Here is a 16,274-nt window from a genome sequence, read left to right on the forward strand (position 1 = left end):
TAGGACGCAAACCGTGTGACATGGGCGGACGGGCTTTCCCCGGCGTCGTACTGCCATGGCAAACCAGCATGACGGAGGGCCTTCGATGGGGTTGTTCACGAAGCGCAAGCGGCGCCCGAGCCGCAGGGCCGAGGCGAAAGCTCTCAAGCACAAAGCCGGTTTGGAAGCCAAGCTGGTCGCCAAGAACGACCGCAAAGCCCGCCGCGCGGAGGCCCGTACCCAGCGCAAGGTCGCCAAGGCGCAGATCTCGGCCCTGCAGGCGGAGGAGAAGGCCGCGCTCAAGCTGGCCGCCAAGGCCGAGCGTGACCTGTTCAGCGCCGGTCAGGTGAAGAAGTACCTCGGCGTGGCCCGGGTACTCATTCCGGTGCTCGCGCCGCTGGCCTACCGCGGCGCGACATTCCTGCGTGCGCAACTCGACACCCGCAAGGCCCAGCAACTGGGCATCGGCGTCGATCAGCTCGCCGACTTCAGCGGCCACGGCGCCAAGCTGCGGGCCCGGATCGTGAATACCGAAGCGGCCCTTGGCAAGGTCGGTGCGCAGGGCGGCAAGGACAAGGCCGAGACGCAGAAATTCGTCACCGCCACCCAGGCCCGCCTGGACAGCCTGGCCGCCGCGGTGCAGACCGCCGAGCAAATGCCCGCGCCGCGGCGCCGGGCCGTGCACACCTCGATCGCGGACGAACTGTCCGGCGTCGAGGCGGACGTGCTCGCGCGGCTCGGCGTGCGCTGACCTTCGCCCGCGATGTCGCCAGCACCGAGTACCGGCCACCTGCGTGGTGGCCTGGTCGGTGTGCTGGTGGGCGCGCTCGCCGTCGCCGCGCACGGGGTCGCGGGCGGCGGTTTTCCCGGCTCGACCGAGCTGACCCTGGTGCTGCTGGTGGCGGCGCTGGCCGGTAGCGCCGCGAATGTGGCTGCGCGCGGGCGCGGTTCGGTGCTCGTCCTGCTGGGGCTCGGACAGCTGGCGAGCCATCTCGCGCTGTCCGGCCTGCTCGGCCACGAGCACGACACTGCCGCAACGAATCCGCTGCCAACCGGCTGGATGCTCGGCGCGCACGCCGTCGCCACGATCGGCTGTGCGGCAGTCATCTCGGTCGCCGAACGGCTCTACGCGCTGGTCTCCGGCGCCGTCCGCGCGGTACTCGCGAAACCGTGTCTCCCCCGCGCCACCGGATCGCCGCACTGGTCCGATCCCGGTCTCGCGCACTATCACTGCCCGCCGAAGGGTGCGATCGGCCCGCGCGCGCCACCGGTGCTCGCCTGACTCGCAGCACCATTCCCCTTCGGACAGAAAGTCTTTCCATGCACCGTTCGATTTCGCGCGCCGCCGGCACGGCCGCAGCGGCCGCCACGCTCGCCGTACTGGCCTGCGGCACCGCCTCCGCCCACGTCAGCGTGGACGCGCCGGGCGCCCAGCAGGGCAAGTATTCGGTCGCCACCTTCCGGGTGCCCACCGAATCCGACACCGCGAGCACCACCGCGCTCACCGTCATCCTGCCCAACCTGAAAAGCGCACGGCCCGAACCCATTCCGGGTTGGTCGGTCAAGGTCGACAAGAACGAGAAGAAAGAGATCACCGCGATCACCTGGACCGCGGATCCGGGCGCCCCCGGTGTCGGCCCCGGCCAGTTCCAGCGGTTCGCCGTCTCGGTCGGCCCGCTGCCCGCGCAGGAGACGGTCAGCTTCCCGGCCAAGCAGACCTACAGCGACGGCAAGATCGTCAACTGGGATCAGCCAGCCGGCAAAGACGGTGCGGAGGCCGAACATCCGGCGCCGTCGCTCACCCTGGCCCAGGGCAAGGCCGACGCGGGCGACGACCACAAGGTCGACAGCGAGGCGGCGCACGGCTCCGCCGACGACACCGACAACACCGCCCGCTGGCTCGGCGGCATCGGCCTGGCGCTCGGTCTGCTCGCCGTCGCGCTCGGCCTCGGCAACGTGATCCGGGCGCGGCAGTCATGACCCGGCGCCTGCTCACCGCGCTCGTCGCGGGGCTGTTCCTGCTCGGATTCGGTCTCGCCGCAACGGGAACCGCCGCCGCGCACTCCGCGCCGACGGCCAGCGTGCCGGAGGACGGCGCGACCATCGAGGCGGGCCCGGCGCGCGCGAGCGTCACCTTCAACGAGGCCTTGCAGCCGAGCTTCCCGGCGCTCACCGTGGTCGGGCCGGACGGCAAGCTGTGGTCGAAGGGCTCGCCGACGGTCGACGGCAATACGGTCAGCGTCGAAGTGGGCGAGCTCGGCCCGGTCGGCGAATACACGGTCGCCTACCGGGTGACCTCCGCCGACGGCCATCCGGTCAGCGGCACCCGGCATTTCACGCTGAGCAAGGCGGGTAACGGTGTCCCCGGTGCGAAGCCGAACGCCAACAGCGGTAGCTCCGACGACGACGGCTCCGGCGGAATCCCGTTGTGGGTCTTCATCGTCGGCGCCGTCGTGCTCTTCGGCGGCGGGCTGGCGTTCGCGCTGTTCGGCGGCAGGAGCCGGAAACCGAACCAGTGACCGGTAGGACGATCGGCGGCCGGGGCGGTGCGCGGCGGGGTACCGCCCGCGCACCGTGGTCGGTGCTGCTGGTCGTCCCCGCAGGCTTGGTCGGTGTGCTGATCGCCTGGGCGCTGGCCGTGTCCGCTGGGTTCGCGGCCGAGGCAATCGTCCGGGTGCTCGCCGACGGCCTCGGCGCGACGGTGCTCGGCTTGGCCGCGCTGCCCCGACTGCACGCCCGCCTGGAGCCGCCGTGGCGCTTACTCGCCGTGCTGGCCGGGTGCTGGTGCGGCGCCGAGTTCGCGATCATCGTGTTCGAGGCGGCCCAGGTGGTCGGGGTGCCGGTCGGCGAGTTGGGTGCCGCGCAGTTCGGCGACTATCTGGTGCAGATCAGCGGCGGGCAGGTCGGCATCGCCATCCTGGTGGGCGTCGGCGCGGTCGCGTGCTATTCGACGGTGGCGTTCCGGCGGACCGCGGTCGCCTCCGCCGACCTGGTGCTGGTGTTCGCGGCGGTCGCGCTGGCGCTGCGGCCGATCACCGGGCACATGTCGCAGCAGGCGTTCGGGTCGGTGCTCGCCGCGGTGCACGCGCTGGCGGCGGCGGCCTGGTTCGGGCTGCTCGTCGCGCTCGCGCTGGTGGTGCGCACCCGTGGTGAGTGGGCCGTGGTGTTGCCGAGGTATTCGGCGGTGGCGCTGCCGCTGGTCGCGGTGGTGGCGGCGACCGGCCTGCTCAACGGACTGGTGCGGGTCGGCGGGATCACGCCGTTCGTCAGCACCGGTTACGGTCGCATCCTGCTCGCGAAAACCCTTGTGCTGGTGGGTCTGCTGGCACTGGGCTGGTGGTGGCGGCGCAGCTGGGTGCGCCGAGCCGCCGACCACCGGATGACCGCCGAGGCGTCGCTGCGCCGGGCGACCATCGAGGTGGTCGTGATGGCACTGGCCTTCGGTTTGGCCGCGACGCTCGCGGTCACCGCCTGAACCTCTGCCCCGTCGTCCCGGTGCGCACTTCGGTCCAGCCATCCGAGGGAAGCTGTGCGGCATCCGGGGCACCTCCGGCGAGCAGGCGACCTGGATCGCCACCGGTTACTGTTTTCGCATGACCGAAGTGAAGATCGTCGAGGACTGTGCGGCATCGGCGGAGTCCGCGTTCGCCTACGTGAACGACTACCGGAATCTGCCGAAGTTCCTCTACGGGATCCAATCCTTCACACCGGTCGGCGAGCAGACGGTCGGTGTCGGCGCCGCCTTCGACGGGCACATCAAGCTCGGGCCGGCCTCGCTGAAGTCCCGCGTCGAGGTGGTGCGCTGGGCGGAGAACACCCTGATCGCGGTGAAGTCGATCAAGGGCTTCGAGGTCGAGTCGACCTTCCTGTTCCACCCCAAGGGCGCTGCGCTCTGCACCGTCGACGCGATCGTCGACTTCCGGGTCGGCGGCGGGCTGGCCGGCCGCGCGCTCGGCAAGACCATCGAGCCGTTCGTGAAGATCGCGGTGCAGCACACCACGCACAACCTGATCACCCAGATCCAGGCTTTCCATGCCGGTCGCGCCGCGGAATCCGATGAGTCCGTGCATTGATCCACCGGTAGAGGATGCTTAGTCGATGAGTGCCACGCCGTCCTTCGTCCAGCGCATCGGTTACATCGCGGGCCGCACCCTGCCCGCCTCGATGACCGACTGGGTGCGCGAAGACCTGGTCGGCCCCGGCGCGACGCGGCGGTATCTGCTGCGCATCCTGGTGCCGTTGATTCCGGTGCTCATGCTGTTTCTGCTGCTGCCCGGCCCGTTGTGGATGGGCCTGGCGATGATGGCGCTGCTGTATCTGCCGCTGATCTACTTCACGGTCGCGCTGATGTACGTGTACCGGCGGCACCGGCTGATCAAGCACGGCCTCGACCCAGCGCTGGCCGACGCGGACGCCCGGCGCAAGGCCGAGCCGGAACGCCTCGCATACGAGCGTCGGCACGGCCGAGGTTAGGGGCTCAGCAACCTAGCGGTGACCGATACCACAGGCATAGCCTTTAGGTATGAAAACCCCCACAATTCGGCAGCGGATCGCCTACGATCTGGGCCGCGAGCTCCCCGAGGAGCTGCACGAGTGGGTCATCCGCGACCTCGTCGGACACGGGGCCATGGAGCGCTATCTCGTCCGGTTTCTCGGGCCAGTGCTGCCGTTCTTCGCCCTGGTACTGCTGTTCCCGGGTCCGATGCCGCTGAAGATCGGCTTGATCGTGATGATGATCGTTCCGATGGTCATCTTCACCGTGGCGCTCAGCTATGTCTGGCGCCGCTACCGTTTGGGCCAGCACGGGTTGAACCCCGAACTGGTCAACCGCGCCAAGTTCTCCGAGCACGACCGGGAGAGGTACGAACTGCGCTACGGGCACCGTTAGGTAGCGCCCAGACGAGACGCGCACACCCGAAGCAACCACCACGCGCGAGTTTTGCGAGCGCCGTTCGCGGCCCGTCTCGCGTCCGAGTGGCCGAAGCGCATGCGACGAAGTCGCTAGTCTCGGCCGCTCGGACGCGAGACTAAGGGGGCCGTGAACACGCCGGGCCGCAGGCACGGCAAAATCAACACAGTGACCGAATCGCAGAATGATGTTGTCGCCACTGCCGACCTGGCCGACGAGATCGGCCCCGAGATCCGCAGCTGCGACACGCAGTTCATCCAGTTCGGTGGCCGCGCGGCATTTTCCGGCCGCATCTCCACCATCCGCTGCTTCCAGGACAACCTGCTGGTGAAGCAGACGCTCGGCGAACCGGGCCATGGCAAGGTGCTGGTCGTCGATGGTGACGCGAGCGTGCACACCGCACTCGTGGGCGACATCATCGCCGGGCGCGGCGTGGACAACGGCTGGGCCGGCGTGATCATCAACGGCGCGGTGCGCGACTCGGCCATCCTGCGCACGCTCGACATCGGCATCAAGGCGCTGGGCACCAATCCGCGCAAGAGCACGCAGACCGGCTCCGGCGACCGTGACGTGCCGGTCGAGTTCGGCGGCGTCACCTTCGTGCCCGGCGACATGCTCTACAGCGACCACGACGGCGTCGTGGTGCGGGCCGAGGACTGAAAGTCCGCCTCAGACCGACACTCTCGCCTGATGACCGGCCAGGGTGACGACGTCACCGATCTGCAATTGCCTGCCGCGGCGCAGCTCCACCTCGTCGTTCACCCGCACCAGACCGGACGCGATCACCGTCTTGGCCTCCGAGCCGGATTCGATCAGGTTGGCCAGTTTCAGGAACTGACCGAGCCGAATGACGTCGTCATCGATCGGTACATCGACTGGTTCTGACATGAGGTACATCCTTACCTTGCATTCGTAAACAGCAAACGCCAGCCCCCTGCGCGCGTCGCTGACACGCGTGTGCGACGCGCCGATAACCGACATGCCCGGGTGGTCTTCGAGCACCGAAACGGCGGCACCGTACACACTGGTTCAGTGACCACCACGCAAGCCCGGCAACACCTGATCGAACCGCCCGCGGATAGACCGACCCCGCCCGTCCCGCATCGGGGACATGGCCGACTGGCCGAGGTACCGCATATCGCGGGCCTGGTGCTCGGGGTTTTCGCGGTGGCGTGCTTCCTCTGGAGCCTCTCGCCCGGCCTGCGTTTCCTGACCCAGGTACCGCGTCGCTACATCGACAACTACTACTTCGACGCCCCCGACACCAACCTGATGTGGGCGCTGATCGTCGGTCTGCTCGCCGGTGCGCTGGCCAGCCGCAAACGGATCGCCTGGTGGTTGCTGCTCGGTTATCTGGCGTTGTACGCGCTGGCCGACGGCTTGGATTTCGCGGACACCGGCAATATCGACGCGCTGGTGGCGATGATCGTGCACTTGGCCGTGATCGGTGTGCTGATCGCGGCCTGGCGCGAGTTCTACACGAGGGTGCGTCGCGGGGCGGGCTTGAAGGCGCTCGGCGTGCTCGCCGGCGGCCTGACGGTCGGCTCCCTGCTCGGCTGGGGTCTGGTCGAGTTGTTCCCCGGTTCGCTGCCGAGCGGCGCGCAGCGGCCCGGCTGGGCGATCTATCGGGTGACCGCCGCGGTGCTGGTGGACAACGAACACTTCGACGGTCACCCGCGCCCGTTCGTCAACTTCCTGCTGGGCCTGTTCGGCGCGATCGCGCTGCTGGCCGCGGTGCTCATCCTGCTGCGCTCGCAGCGGGCGGCGAACGCGATGACCGGCACCGACGAGTCGGCCATCCGCGGCCTGCTGGAACGTTCCGATCTGGAGGACTCGCTCGGCTACTTCGCCACCCGCCGCGACAAGGCGGTGGTGTTCGCGCCCAGTGGCAAGGCGGCGGTCACCTACCGCGTGGAACTGGGCGTCTGCCTCGCCAGCGGCGACCCGATCGGCATCCGTGAGGCCTGGCCGCAGGCCATCGATGCCTGGCTGCGGCTGGCCGACCAATTCGGCTGGGCGCCCGCGGTGATGGGCGCCAGCGAACTCGGCGCGACCTCCTACCGCCGGGCCGGGCTCTCCGCGATCCGGCTCGGTGACGAGGCCATCCTGGACACCAGGACGTTCTCCCTCGCGGGCCCGGAGATGAAGCCGGTCCGCCAGGCCGCGAACCGCTTGCGCAAGCACGGCATCACCGTCCGGATCCGGCGGCACCGCGACATCCCGGCCGAGGAGTTCCGGCAGGTGATCGCCCGCGCGGACGCCTGGCGCGACACCGAGACCGAGCGCGGTTTCTCGATGGCGCTGGGCAGGCTCGGCGATCCGCTGGACGGGGACTGCCTGCTCGTCGAGGCGGTGAACGGTCAGGATCGAGTGCTCGGCATGCTGTCACTGGTCCCGTGGGGCCGCACCGGTGTCTCGCTGGAGTTGATGCGCCGGGACCCGAACGGCCCGAACGGCGTGATGGAGCTGATGATCTCGCAGCTCGCGCTGAACTCCGAACAGCAGGGCATCACCAAGGTCTCGCTGAATTTCGCGGTGTTCCGCTCGGTGTTCGAGGAGGGCGGCCGGATCGGCGCCGGTCCGGTGCTGCGGCTGTGGCGCGGTGTACTGCTGTTCTTTTCGCGCTGGTGGCAGCTGGAGGCGCTGTACCGCTCCAACGTGAAGTACCAGCCGCATTGGGTGCCAAGGTTTTTCCTGTTCGAGGAGCGCAGGCAGCTGCCCAGGGTCGCGGTGGCCAGCGCGCTCGCCGAGGGTTTCCTGCCGCGCTTCGGCAAGGAGCCGGATACGGTCGCGCACACGGGCGTTCATAGCGCGGTGCCCGCGACCATGACCGGACTGCACGCCGACGGCAGCCCGCCCGACATCGATCACGTCGAGGGCAAGGAACAGCTGCCGCGCCGCCCAGAGCAGGTGCGGGTGCGGATGGACAAGCTGGACCGGCTCACCGCGTCCGGCGTCGAGGCCTACCCGGTCGCCTACCCGCCGACGCACACCGTCGCGAAGGCCAGGCACTCGCCGCGCGGCACCACGGTCCGGGTCTGCGGCAGGCTGCTGCGCATCCGCGACTACGGCGGCGTGATCTTCGCCGTGGTCCGCGACTGGACCGACGACATCCAGCTGGTGATCGACCGCGACCGGGTCGGCGCAGAGCGCAGCGCCGAGTTCACCGAGTTCTTCGACCTCGGCGACCTGATCGAGGTGAGCGGTCAGATCGGGCGCAGCCGCCGCGGCGAACTCTCGCTGCTCGCGGCGGACTGGCGGATGCTCGGCAAGTGCCTGCATCCGTTGCCGGACAAGTGGAAAGGCCTGTCCGATCCCGAGGCGAAGGTGCGGCAGCGCTACGTCGACATGGCGATCAACGCCGAGACCAGGGAGGTGCTCGCCAAGCGCAGCGCGGTGGTCCGTTCGTTGCGCGACTCGTTGAACGCCTGGGGTTATCTGGAGGTGGAGACGCCGATCCTGCAGCAGGTGCACGGCGGCGCCAACGCCACCCCATTCCTGACCCACATCAACGCCTACGACCTGGATCTGTACCTGCGGATCGCTCCCGAGCTGTACCTGAAGCGGCTCTGTGTCGGCGGCATGGAGAAGGTCTTCGAGATCGGCCGGACCTTCCGCAACGAGGGCGTCGACTTCAGCCACAACCCCGAGTTCACCATTCTCGAGGCGTACGAGGCGCACAGCGACTACGAGCGGATGATGCACGCCTGCCGCCAGCTCATCCAGGACGCCGCGCTCGCCGCGAACGGTGCGATGGTGGCGTTGCGGCCGCAGGGTGACGGCTCCTACGAGCCGGTGGACATCTCCGGCGAGTGGGCGGTGAAGACGGTGCACGGCGCGGTATCCGAGGCCATCGGCACCGAGATCACTCCGGACACCGACCTGGACCAGCTGCGCGAACTGTGCGACAAGGCCGAGGTGCCCTACCAGCACGGCTGGGACGAGGGTCAGGTGGTGCTGGAGATGTATGAGCACCTGGTCGAATCCCGCACCGAGGAACCGACTTTCTACATCAACTTCCCCACCTCGGTGTCGCCGCTTACCCGCGCGCACCGCTCGATTCCCGGGGTCACCGAGCGCTGGGACCTGGTCGCCTGGGGTGTCGAACTCGGTACCGCCTACAGCGAACTCACCGACCCGGTCGAGCAGCGCCGCAGGCTCACCGAGCAGTCGATGCTCGCGGCCAACGGCGACCCGGAGGCGATGGAGCTCGACGAGGACTTCCTGCAGGCGCTCGAGCACGCGATGCCGCCGACCGGCGGGCTCGGCATGGGCGTGGACCGGGTGGTCATGCTGATCACCGGGCGCAGCATCCGCGAGACGCTGCCGTTCCCGTTGGTGAAACCGCGCTGAGCCGAGGCAAGGTTCGCGAAGGGTCCACTCCGGATGAATCGGACAGCTACCCTGGGTTATTCGGTCCGGGCGGCCGAATACTCGGGTTGACCGGCCGGTGGTTCGGGCGTGCGGTGAGTGGTATTCGGCCCGGGAGGAGACCGATACACGAGATGGGGTTCTGAATGTACGTTGACCTGCTGACCAATATGAGCCTGGTGGACACGAGCGTGTGGGCGAGCCCGGACGTGTGGAACTCGGCGCTGGACCTCGCGGCCAAGAAGAAACGCAGAAGCAGCGGTGGGCTGATCATCGGCGGGCTCTGCTGCCTGCTGGTCATCGCGGCGATCATCGCAGGCGTCTACCTGATGCGGCGGCGGAAGAAGGGGCCCAACCAGCAACCGCCGAACCAGCCGCCCTACGGCGAGCAGCCCCCGTACGGGCAGCAGCAACCGCCTTACACTCCTTGACCGACCGAATGGCCCGGCTCGCATAGCGAACCGGGCCATTCGTTTGCGTCGTCCGTCAGATGGCGGTGCGCTCGGACGCCACTTCCGCCTCGAGCAACAGCTCGTCGTCCAGGTCGACGCCGTGCTCGGTGGCGGGCACCGACTTCAGCACGAGCACCGCGGCCAGCAGCGCGGCGACGACCAACGCCGCGCCGATCCAGAATGCGAGCTGGAACCCACTGGTCAGCGCCTCGTTCACCGGAATGCCCGCCGCCAACAGGTCGGTCGTCTTGCTCGCCGACAGGGTGGCCAGCACGGCGAGCCCTAGCGCACCACCGACCTGCATCGTGGTGTTGGCCAGTCCGGAGGCCAGCCCCGCTTCCTCCGGCGCCACCCCGGACATCGCCAGGTTCATCAGCGCCGGGAAGGCAAGGCCCGCACCGGTTCCGAACAGCACCATGGGGCCGAAGATGTGCAGCCAGTAGTTGCCATCGACCGGCGCCTGGGTCAGCCAGAGCAGCGCGGCGAGGATCAGCGACAGACCCGGGATCAGCACCTTGCGCGCACCGAACCGCATCACCAAGCCCTCGGAGTAGCGCACCGAGAGCAGGCCCATGATCGCGGCCACCGGGAAGAACGCCAGACCCAGTTGCAGCGGCTCGTAGCCGAGCACCTGCTTCAGGTACAGCGAGCCCAGGAAGAACATGCCGAACATGCCCGCCACGGTGACCACCTGAATCGCGTTGGCGCCGGACAGGTTCCGGGACCGGAAGATGGTCAGCGGCATCAGCGGTGTCTTCGCCGTCGCCTCCCGCGCGACGAACCCGGCGAGCAGCGCCAGCGACGCCACCCCGAGGCCCAGAGTGGCCGGATCGGTCCAGCCGTACTCGGCCGCGGGCTTGACGATGGTGTAGACGCCGAGCATCAGCGCCGCCGTGATCAGCACGGCGCCGGGCACATCCGCGCCGTCCTTCAGGCCCGCGCCCTGATCCTTGTCCAGGATCTTCAGCGCGGCGAGCCCGACCAGGATGCCGATCGGCAGGTTGACCAGGAAGATCAGCCGCCAGTCCAGCGCCGTGAGCAGGCCACCGAGCAGCAGGCCGATCGCGCCACCGGCCGACGCGACGAACGCGTAGCGCCCGATCGCCTTCGCCTGCTCCCTCGGGTCCGGGAACATCGCGAAGATCATGCCGAGGATCACCGCGGAGGTCATCGCGCCGCCGATGCCCTGCAGGAAGCGGGCCGCGATCAGGGTGACCTCGTTGACGGCCAGCCCGCACAGCACCGAGGCCACGGTGAACACCACCAGGCCGGACAGGAACATGGTGCGGCGACCGATCAGGTCGCCGAGCCGGCCCGCCAGCATCAGCAGGCCGCCGAACGAGATCAGGTATCCGTTCACCACCCAGGCCAGCCCGGCCGAGGTGAACCCGAGGTCCTGCTGGATGTCGGCGAGCGCGACGTTCACGATCGTGGCGTCCAGCACGATCATCAGCATGCCGCCGCACAGCACATACAGCGCGAGCCAGCGACTGCGGTCCGCCGCCTCGCGCGTCCGTTCTCTTACGTCAACCACCAGCGTTGCCTTCCACCCGAAGATCGTTATGGTGCGACGCTAGCAGTCGTTAGTCCTAAAAGACAACTATCTAATTATGTTGCAGTATCTACTGATATGCTGTATTCCATGACTGCTGCTCCCGAGCACCGCAACAAGCGCAGCTACCACGACGCCTGCGGCGCGGCCCGTGCGCTCGACCTCGTCGGTGAGCGATGGACGCTGCTCGTGGTGCGCGAACTGCTCCTCGGCCCCAAGCGATTCACCGATCTGCGGGCCGGGCTGCCTACGATCAGCCCGAACGTGCTCTCCCAGCGGCTCGACGAGCTGGTCCAGGCGGGCGTGGTGCACAAGCGCAAGCTGCCGCCGCCGGTCAGCGCCGCCGTCTACGACCTCACCGACTGGGGCAAGGAACTGGACACGGTGATCCTCGCGCTCAGTCACTGGGGTGCGCGCACACCCAGCACCTACCGCTGCTCGGAGGTGAGCACCGACGCCCTCGTCGTCTCGTTGCGCACCCATTTCCAGGCGGATCGGGCGGCCGGCGTGCGAGCCGACTTCGACCTGCACTTCACCGGACCCGATGCGAACACCGACGAATTCCACGCGGTGGTCGACGACGGCACGCTCACGATCAGTCGCGGCGCGAGCGGCACCGCGGCGACCGCCATCCACACCAGCGTCGCCGCCTTCGTCGCGGTCGTCTACGACGGGCACTCGATGGCCGAGACAATCACCGCGGGCGTTACGAAGGTGACCGGCGACGCGGCCGCCGCCGAGCAGTTCACCACCCTCTTCGAGCTGCCGCGGGAGTGCACCGGGCGCTGATCCGGCACTGTGTCGCGCCCGGATCGAAGCGCGGCCCGCGATACGGCAGAGTGGGCCTGTGCAGTTGATCCTCGTTCGCCATGCCCAACCGGTCCGGATCATGAACTCCGCCGGTCCCGCCGATCCCGAGCTCGCGCCCGTCGGGCTCGAGCAGGCCGAGCGGGTGCCTGCCGCGTTGAGCCAGCACCGGATCACCCGGGTGGTGAGCAGCCCGCAGCGCCGGGCACGCGAGACCGCGGCGCCGACCGCGGCGAAGCTCGGCTCCAGCCTCGACATCATGGACGACCTGGCCGAATACGATCGTGATCTGCCCGCCTACATTCCGATCGAGGATGCCAAGGTCGAGTTCCGCGAGGTCTACGAACGGATCAAAGCGGGCCACCTGCCGCACCAAATCGACGGCAAGGCGTTCAAGTCCCGGGTGCTCGACGCCGTCACCGAGATCGCCGCGAGCACCGACCCGGCAGGCACGGTGGTCGCCTTCACGCACGGTGGCGTGATCAACGTGCTGCTGCAGGAGATCCTCGGATTGGAACGGCCGCTGACGTTTCCGATCGACTACTGCTCGATCACCCGAATCCTGTTCTCCCGCACCGGGCGCCGGACCGCCGCGACGATCAATGAGAACGGGCACGTCTGGGATCTGTTGCCGCGCAATATCAAAGCCTGAGCGCCACTCACAGCCGATTGGCAGGGACGTCGCACCGTCGTCCCAGCGACGGAACCTTCTATGGGACGGGTGCGCTACCACCCTCAGTAGCGCACGGTTCCAGAGAAAGGATTCCCGTGTTGCTCTCCAGTACATCGAGACGCCGCCTCACCCGAATTGCCGTGGCGGGAGCGTTGATCGCGTTACCGGTCGGCGCGCTGGCCGCGACCGCTTCGGCGGCGGCATCCGATCCGGCGGCTGTTCAGCTGACCCCGGCTGCCGGCACCGATATCAGTGCGCATCCGCACGGCGGCCTGGACCTGCCCGGCCAAGGACACGACGGCCCGCGGGTGGAATATCGCGAGGGTCCGCGCGGTGACGGGCCGCGCATCCACAAGAAGGACGAGCCCGGTCCGCGGATCTTCTTCAAGGACGGCCGGCCGTCGACTGGCTCCGCGGGCAGCAGCTGATCCCTTGTCCGGGTAGTTGATACGACGAAGGCCCACCTCCTTGCCGGAGGTGGGCCTTCGTTTCGGTACGCGGTGGATCTAGGCCATGCCCGCGATCCAGTTGTGCATCCAGGAGACGGCGGTCTGGCCGCCGCCGACCGGGTAGCTGCCGTACAGGGTGTGTGCCTGCGACTTGTAGAAGCGCTCCAGGTCCTTGGCCCGCTGCTCGTTCGCCGACTCGGTCAGCTGCGCCTGCAGTGTGGGCACGCCACCATGCGCGAACAGGTCGTTCATGATGTTCCCGGCTTCGATCTGGTAGCGCCACATGTTGGCCGGGTTCGCGTCCGAGGCCTGCGCCAGGAAGCCGGCGAACCGGGTGACGAAGTCGTCGGGTGCGGTCGCGCAGTACAGGTCGCTCACCGCACAGATGCTGCGGGTGCGGTCGCTGATCCAGCCGAAGCCACCGACCCGGGCGCCACCGGCACCCGCACCGGGCGCCGGGGCGCCGACCTGAATGTCGTTCGGGGAACGGCGCGGGTCGGAGATCAGGCCGACGCCCGCGATCCGGTCCGGCGCCACCACGCTGAGTCCGGTGCCGATCTCGGCCGCCAGATCACCGGCGGCGTCGGCGCCCTGGCTGTAGCCGACGAGCGCGATCTTCGTCGCGCCGCACGACTTCGCCATGTCGGAGATGAGGCCGCGCGCGGTGTCGACGGCTTCCTTCTTCGAGTTGCCGTAGACCTCGCCCTCCCACGGGAACGCGGTCGCGGCATAGGTCACGTAGTCGACCTCCGCCGAACGCGGCAGATTGTTGGTGACTCCGGCCAGCATGCCCGGCTTCGGCGTCTTGTCTTTGCCGGTCTCCCAGGTACCCGGGATCGCCACCACGTACAGGCTCGGGCAGCCCGGCGCCGCGCTCGCGGCACCGGCGCCGAACACCATGCCGGACAACACCGTCGCGGACGCACCGAGAGCCGCGACAACCTTCTTCAACTGCATACCGCTCCAGTCCAAAACCATGCCTCTCGCGAGTTGCGTCCTCGACAAGTTGCGCCCCAATGCTGAACCCGACGGATGACGTTCCAGTGCACGCTGGGTTAACACAAGCCACCCACCGATGTGTCGGCTACGACCAACAACCCACGACCCAAGATCAGCAGCGCGACGGGATCACAATAGAGGTACCAGCTCGCCGGCGCCATCCGAAACCCCGGCCTTGTTCGAATTTTCACCGAATGCCCAAATCCTCAGTTGCCCACCGCAACCCATGCCCAACCCGCACACCTTCGACTTCCGCACCACCGCTGCATGCAGAGCAATCACACAGCTATCACGAGTCCCGCCGTAATCCACGCAACCCGTTCTCTGGCAAACATCAAGACCGTCCGCGCACCAGCCCACCGACCAAGACCGTGCCGCAGCGAATCCCTGAAATACGCCCTACGTCCCATTCACGGCGAAAGTCCTTGTGGGCTGGGGCAGTTGAGCGTCGAACTGGATTGTTGTCAGACCCTTGTTATTTGGGGCAGCCCGATCTGGAAAACAAAGGCGCCTGTGGACATTGCTGTCCACAGGCGCCTTTTCCGCTCCGGTAAGAGAGGGGTTCAGGTCATCGTTGGGCGACCATGGTGGGGGTGATGGGGGCGGGGAGGGCCGTCTCACCTTCCAGGAAGCGGTCCACCGCGGCGGCCGCGGCGCGGCCTTCGGCGATGGCCCAGACGATGAGGGATTGGCCGCGGCCCATGTCGCCGGCGACGAAGACACCGGGGATGTTGGTCGCCCAGTTCTTGTCCCGCTGGACGTTGCCGCGCTGGTCGTAGCCGACGCCCAGATCTTCGAGCAGGCCCGGCTTCTCGGGGCCGGTGAAGCCCATGGCGAGCAGGACGAGGTCGGCCTCGAGGGTGAAGTCGGTGCCGTCGACCTTCTCGAAGCGGCCGTTGACCATGCTGACCTCGTGCGCCTGCAGGCCGGTGACCTTGCCGTCTTCGCCGATGAAACGCTCGGTGTTCACCGAGAACACCCGCTCGCCACCCTCTTCGTGCGCCGAGGACACCCGGTACATGAGCGGGTAGGTCGGCCACGGGGTGGAGGCGGCGCGCTCCTCCGGCGGGCGCGGCATGATCTCGAACTGGTGGACGCTGGCCGCGCCCTGCCGGTGCGAGGTGCCGAGGCAGTCGGCGCCGGTGTCGCCGCCGCCGATGATGATGACCTTCTTGCCGCGCGCGTGAATGGGCGGCAGGCCGTCTTCGTCGGTGACGTCGTCGCCGAGCTGGACCTTGTTGGCCCACGGCAGGAACTCCATGGCCTGGTGGATGCCGTCGAGTTCTCGACCGGGGATCGGCAGGTCACGCGCGAGGGTGGCGCCACCGGAGAGCACGACCGCGTCGTAGGTTTCGCGCAGCTGCTCGGCGGTGATGTCCACCCCGACGTTCACGCCGGTCTTGAAGATGGTGCCTTCGGCCTCCATCTGCGCGAGCCGCCGGTCGATGAAGCGCTTCTCCATCTTGAATTCCGGGATGCCGTAGCGCAGCAGCCCGCCGATGCGGTCGGCCCGCTCGAACACGGTCACGGTGTGGCCCGCCCGGGTGAGCTGCTGTGCGGCGGCGAGTCCGGCGGGACCGGAGCCGACGACGGCGACGCGCTTGCCGGTCAATCGAGTCGGGTAGACCGGAGTCACCCAGCCCTCGTCGAAGGCGTTCTCGATGAGATCGACCTCGACCTGCTTGATGGTCACCGGGTCCTGGTTGATCCCGAGGACACAGGACGCCTCACACGGCGCCGGGCACAGCCGCCCGGTGAACTCCGGGAAGTTGTTGGTGGCGTGCAGCCGGTCGATGCCTTCGCGCCACTGACCCTTGTAGACCAGGTCGTTCCACTCGGGGATCAGGTTGCCCAGCGGGCAGCCGTTGTGGCAGAACGGAATACCGCAGTCCATGCACCGGCTGGCCTGCCGCTGCAGGGTTTCCTTCGGATATCCCTGCTCGTAGACCTCTTTCCAGTCCATCAACCGCAGCTCGACCGGTCGACGGGTCGGTAGCTCCCGGTGGGTGTGCTTCAAAAATCCTTGTGCGTCAGCCACGTTCGGCCTCCGTAATCTTGCCTGTGGACATCGGACTCAGCGTGT

Annotated in this window: 18 protein-coding genes; 14 read left to right on the top strand and 4 right to left on the bottom strand. The window is 68.2% G+C overall.

Features of this window, described 5'->3' with window-relative positions:
* Positions 1-85 precede the first annotated feature (85 nt).
* The 9 genes from NN4_RS29305 (at position 86) to rraA (ending at position 5,548) form a co-directional block, all read left to right on the top strand.
* Entirely contained in the window at positions 86-730 is a 645-nt protein-coding gene (locus NN4_RS29305) for a DUF6474 family protein (protein ID WP_147138334.1), read from the top strand.
* 12 nt (positions 731-742) lie between these two features.
* The gene (locus tag NN4_RS29310; RefSeq protein WP_147138336.1) at positions 743-1,261 is read left to right on the top strand and encodes a hypothetical protein; all 519 of its coding nucleotides are present in this window, start codon (positions 743-745) and stop codon (positions 1,259-1,261) included.
* Positions 1,262-1,299: 38 nt separating this feature from the next.
* On the top strand, positions 1,300-1,959 hold the full coding sequence (locus tag NN4_RS29315; RefSeq protein ID WP_147138337.1) for a YcnI family copper-binding membrane protein: 660 nt from the start codon (positions 1,300-1,302) through the stop codon (positions 1,957-1,959).
* Positions 1,956-2,498, top strand: a complete 543-nt coding sequence (locus tag NN4_RS29320) for a copper resistance CopC family protein (protein WP_147138339.1) — start codon at positions 1,956-1,958, stop codon at positions 2,496-2,498. Before NN4_RS29315 ends, NN4_RS29320 begins: the two co-directional genes overlap by 4 nt.
* Positions 2,495-3,454 carry a CopD family protein gene (locus NN4_RS29325; RefSeq protein WP_147138341.1) on the top strand — a complete coding sequence of 320 codons (960 nt, stop codon included), beginning with the start codon at positions 2,495-2,497 and terminating at the stop codon, positions 3,452-3,454. The genes NN4_RS29320 and NN4_RS29325 overlap by 4 nt, the downstream gene beginning before the upstream one ends.
* 118 nt (positions 3,455-3,572) lie before the next feature.
* A complete protein-coding gene (locus tag NN4_RS29330; RefSeq protein WP_147138343.1) occupies positions 3,573-4,052 on the top strand; it encodes an SRPBCC family protein in 480 nt (159 codons plus the stop codon).
* 25 nt (positions 4,053-4,077) lie between these two features.
* Complete coding sequence (locus NN4_RS29335; protein ID WP_147138345.1) at positions 4,078-4,452, top strand: DUF5313 family protein; 375 nt, start codon at positions 4,078-4,080, stop codon at positions 4,450-4,452.
* Between the two features lie 49 nt (positions 4,453-4,501).
* The gene (locus tag NN4_RS29340; protein ID WP_135234209.1) at positions 4,502-4,867 is read left to right on the top strand and encodes a DUF5313 family protein; all 366 of its coding nucleotides are present in this window, start codon (positions 4,502-4,504) and stop codon (positions 4,865-4,867) included.
* A gap of 189 nt (positions 4,868-5,056) precedes the next feature.
* Positions 5,057-5,548: a ribonuclease E activity regulator RraA gene (gene rraA / locus NN4_RS29345; protein WP_147138347.1), complete on the top strand. Its 492-nt coding sequence runs from the start codon at positions 5,057-5,059 to the stop codon at positions 5,546-5,548.
* 9 nt (positions 5,549-5,557) lie between these two features.
* Here rraA and NN4_RS29350 read toward each other — a convergent pair whose 3' ends face one another.
* Positions 5,558-5,776 carry an RNA-binding S4 domain-containing protein gene (locus NN4_RS29350; protein WP_107659886.1) on the bottom strand — a complete coding sequence of 73 codons (219 nt, stop codon included), beginning with the start codon at positions 5,774-5,776 and terminating at the stop codon, positions 5,558-5,560.
* 144 nt (positions 5,777-5,920) lie between these two features.
* On the opposite strand from NN4_RS29350, the gene lysX reads away from it, so the two are divergent.
* On the top strand, positions 5,921-9,241 hold the full coding sequence (gene lysX / locus NN4_RS29355; protein ID WP_147138350.1) for a bifunctional lysylphosphatidylglycerol synthetase/lysine--tRNA ligase LysX: 3,321 nt from the start codon (positions 5,921-5,923) through the stop codon (positions 9,239-9,241).
* Between the two features lie 164 nt (positions 9,242-9,405).
* Positions 9,406-9,690, top strand: coding sequence for a hypothetical protein (locus tag NN4_RS29360; RefSeq protein ID WP_147138352.1), 285 nt, complete (start codon positions 9,406-9,408; stop codon positions 9,688-9,690).
* A 55-nt stretch (positions 9,691-9,745) separates the two neighbouring features.
* On the opposite strand, the gene NN4_RS29365 is transcribed toward NN4_RS29360, so the two are convergent.
* Entirely contained in the window at positions 9,746-11,245 is a 1,500-nt protein-coding gene (locus NN4_RS29365) for an MFS transporter (protein WP_246181151.1), read from the bottom strand.
* Positions 11,246-11,353: 108 nt separating this feature from the next.
* Here NN4_RS29365 and NN4_RS29370 point away from each other — a divergent pair, with 108 nt between their 5' ends.
* From NN4_RS29370 to NN4_RS29380, 3 genes are all read left to right on the top strand, one after another.
* A complete protein-coding gene (locus NN4_RS29370) occupies positions 11,354-12,052 on the top strand; it encodes a winged helix-turn-helix transcriptional regulator (RefSeq protein WP_147138355.1) in 699 nt (232 codons plus the stop codon).
* 58 nt (positions 12,053-12,110) lie between these two features.
* Positions 12,111-12,722 carry a histidine phosphatase family protein gene (locus tag NN4_RS29375; protein ID WP_147138357.1) on the top strand — a complete coding sequence of 204 codons (612 nt, stop codon included), beginning with the start codon at positions 12,111-12,113 and terminating at the stop codon, positions 12,720-12,722.
* A gap of 116 nt (positions 12,723-12,838) precedes the next feature.
* Positions 12,839-13,171, top strand: coding sequence for a hypothetical protein (locus NN4_RS29380; RefSeq protein WP_147138358.1), 333 nt, complete (start codon positions 12,839-12,841; stop codon positions 13,169-13,171).
* 78 nt (positions 13,172-13,249) lie between these two features.
* On the opposite strand, the gene NN4_RS29385 is transcribed toward NN4_RS29380, so the two are convergent.
* Together NN4_RS29385 and NN4_RS29390 are read right to left on the bottom strand one after the other, a co-directional pair.
* Positions 13,250-14,149 (bottom strand): cutinase family protein, encoded by a 900-nt coding sequence (locus tag NN4_RS29385; RefSeq protein ID WP_186818686.1) that lies wholly within the window; start codon positions 14,147-14,149, stop codon positions 13,250-13,252.
* Positions 14,150-14,759: 610 nt separating this feature from the next.
* On the bottom strand, positions 14,760-16,229 hold the full coding sequence (locus NN4_RS29390) for a glutamate synthase subunit beta (RefSeq protein ID WP_147138363.1): 1,470 nt from the start codon (positions 16,227-16,229) through the stop codon (positions 14,760-14,762).
* Between the last annotated feature and the right edge of the window lie 45 nt (positions 16,230-16,274).

The organism is Nocardia ninae NBRC 108245 (assembly GCF_007990755.1).
Taxonomy (GTDB): Bacteria; Actinomycetota; Actinomycetes; order Mycobacteriales; family Mycobacteriaceae; genus Nocardia; species Nocardia ninae.

Bases quoted from the DNA above. Each gene is read 5' to 3' on its own strand.
- NN4_RS29310 (WP_147138336.1), top strand. From the start codon at position 743: ATGTCGCCAGCACCGAGTACCGGCCACCTGCGTGGTGGCCTGGTCGGT.
- NN4_RS29370 (WP_147138355.1), top strand. From the start codon at position 11,354: ATGACTGCTGCTCCCGAGCACCGCAACAAGCGCAGCTACCACGACGCC.
- NN4_RS29315 (WP_147138337.1), top strand. From the start codon at position 1,300: ATGCACCGTTCGATTTCGCGCGCCGCCGGCACGGCCGCAGCGGCCGCC.
- NN4_RS29340 (WP_135234209.1), top strand. From the start codon at position 4,502: ATGAAAACCCCCACAATTCGGCAGCGGATCGCCTACGATCTGGGCCGC.
- NN4_RS29330 (WP_147138343.1), top strand. From the start codon at position 3,573: ATGACCGAAGTGAAGATCGTCGAGGACTGTGCGGCATCGGCGGAGTCC.
- NN4_RS29350 (WP_107659886.1), bottom strand. From the start codon at position 5,776: ATGTCAGAACCAGTCGATGTACCGATCGATGACGACGTCATTCGGCTC.
- NN4_RS29335 (WP_147138345.1), top strand. From the start codon at position 4,078: ATGAGTGCCACGCCGTCCTTCGTCCAGCGCATCGGTTACATCGCGGGC.
- NN4_RS29320 (WP_147138339.1), top strand. From the start codon at position 1,956: ATGACCCGGCGCCTGCTCACCGCGCTCGTCGCGGGGCTGTTCCTGCTC.
- NN4_RS29305 (WP_147138334.1), top strand. From the start codon at position 86: ATGGGGTTGTTCACGAAGCGCAAGCGGCGCCCGAGCCGCAGGGCCGAG.
- NN4_RS29385 (WP_186818686.1), bottom strand. From the start codon at position 14,149: ATGCAGTTGAAGAAGGTTGTCGCGGCTCTCGGTGCGTCCGCGACGGTG.
- NN4_RS29360 (WP_147138352.1), top strand. From the start codon at position 9,406: ATGTACGTTGACCTGCTGACCAATATGAGCCTGGTGGACACGAGCGTG.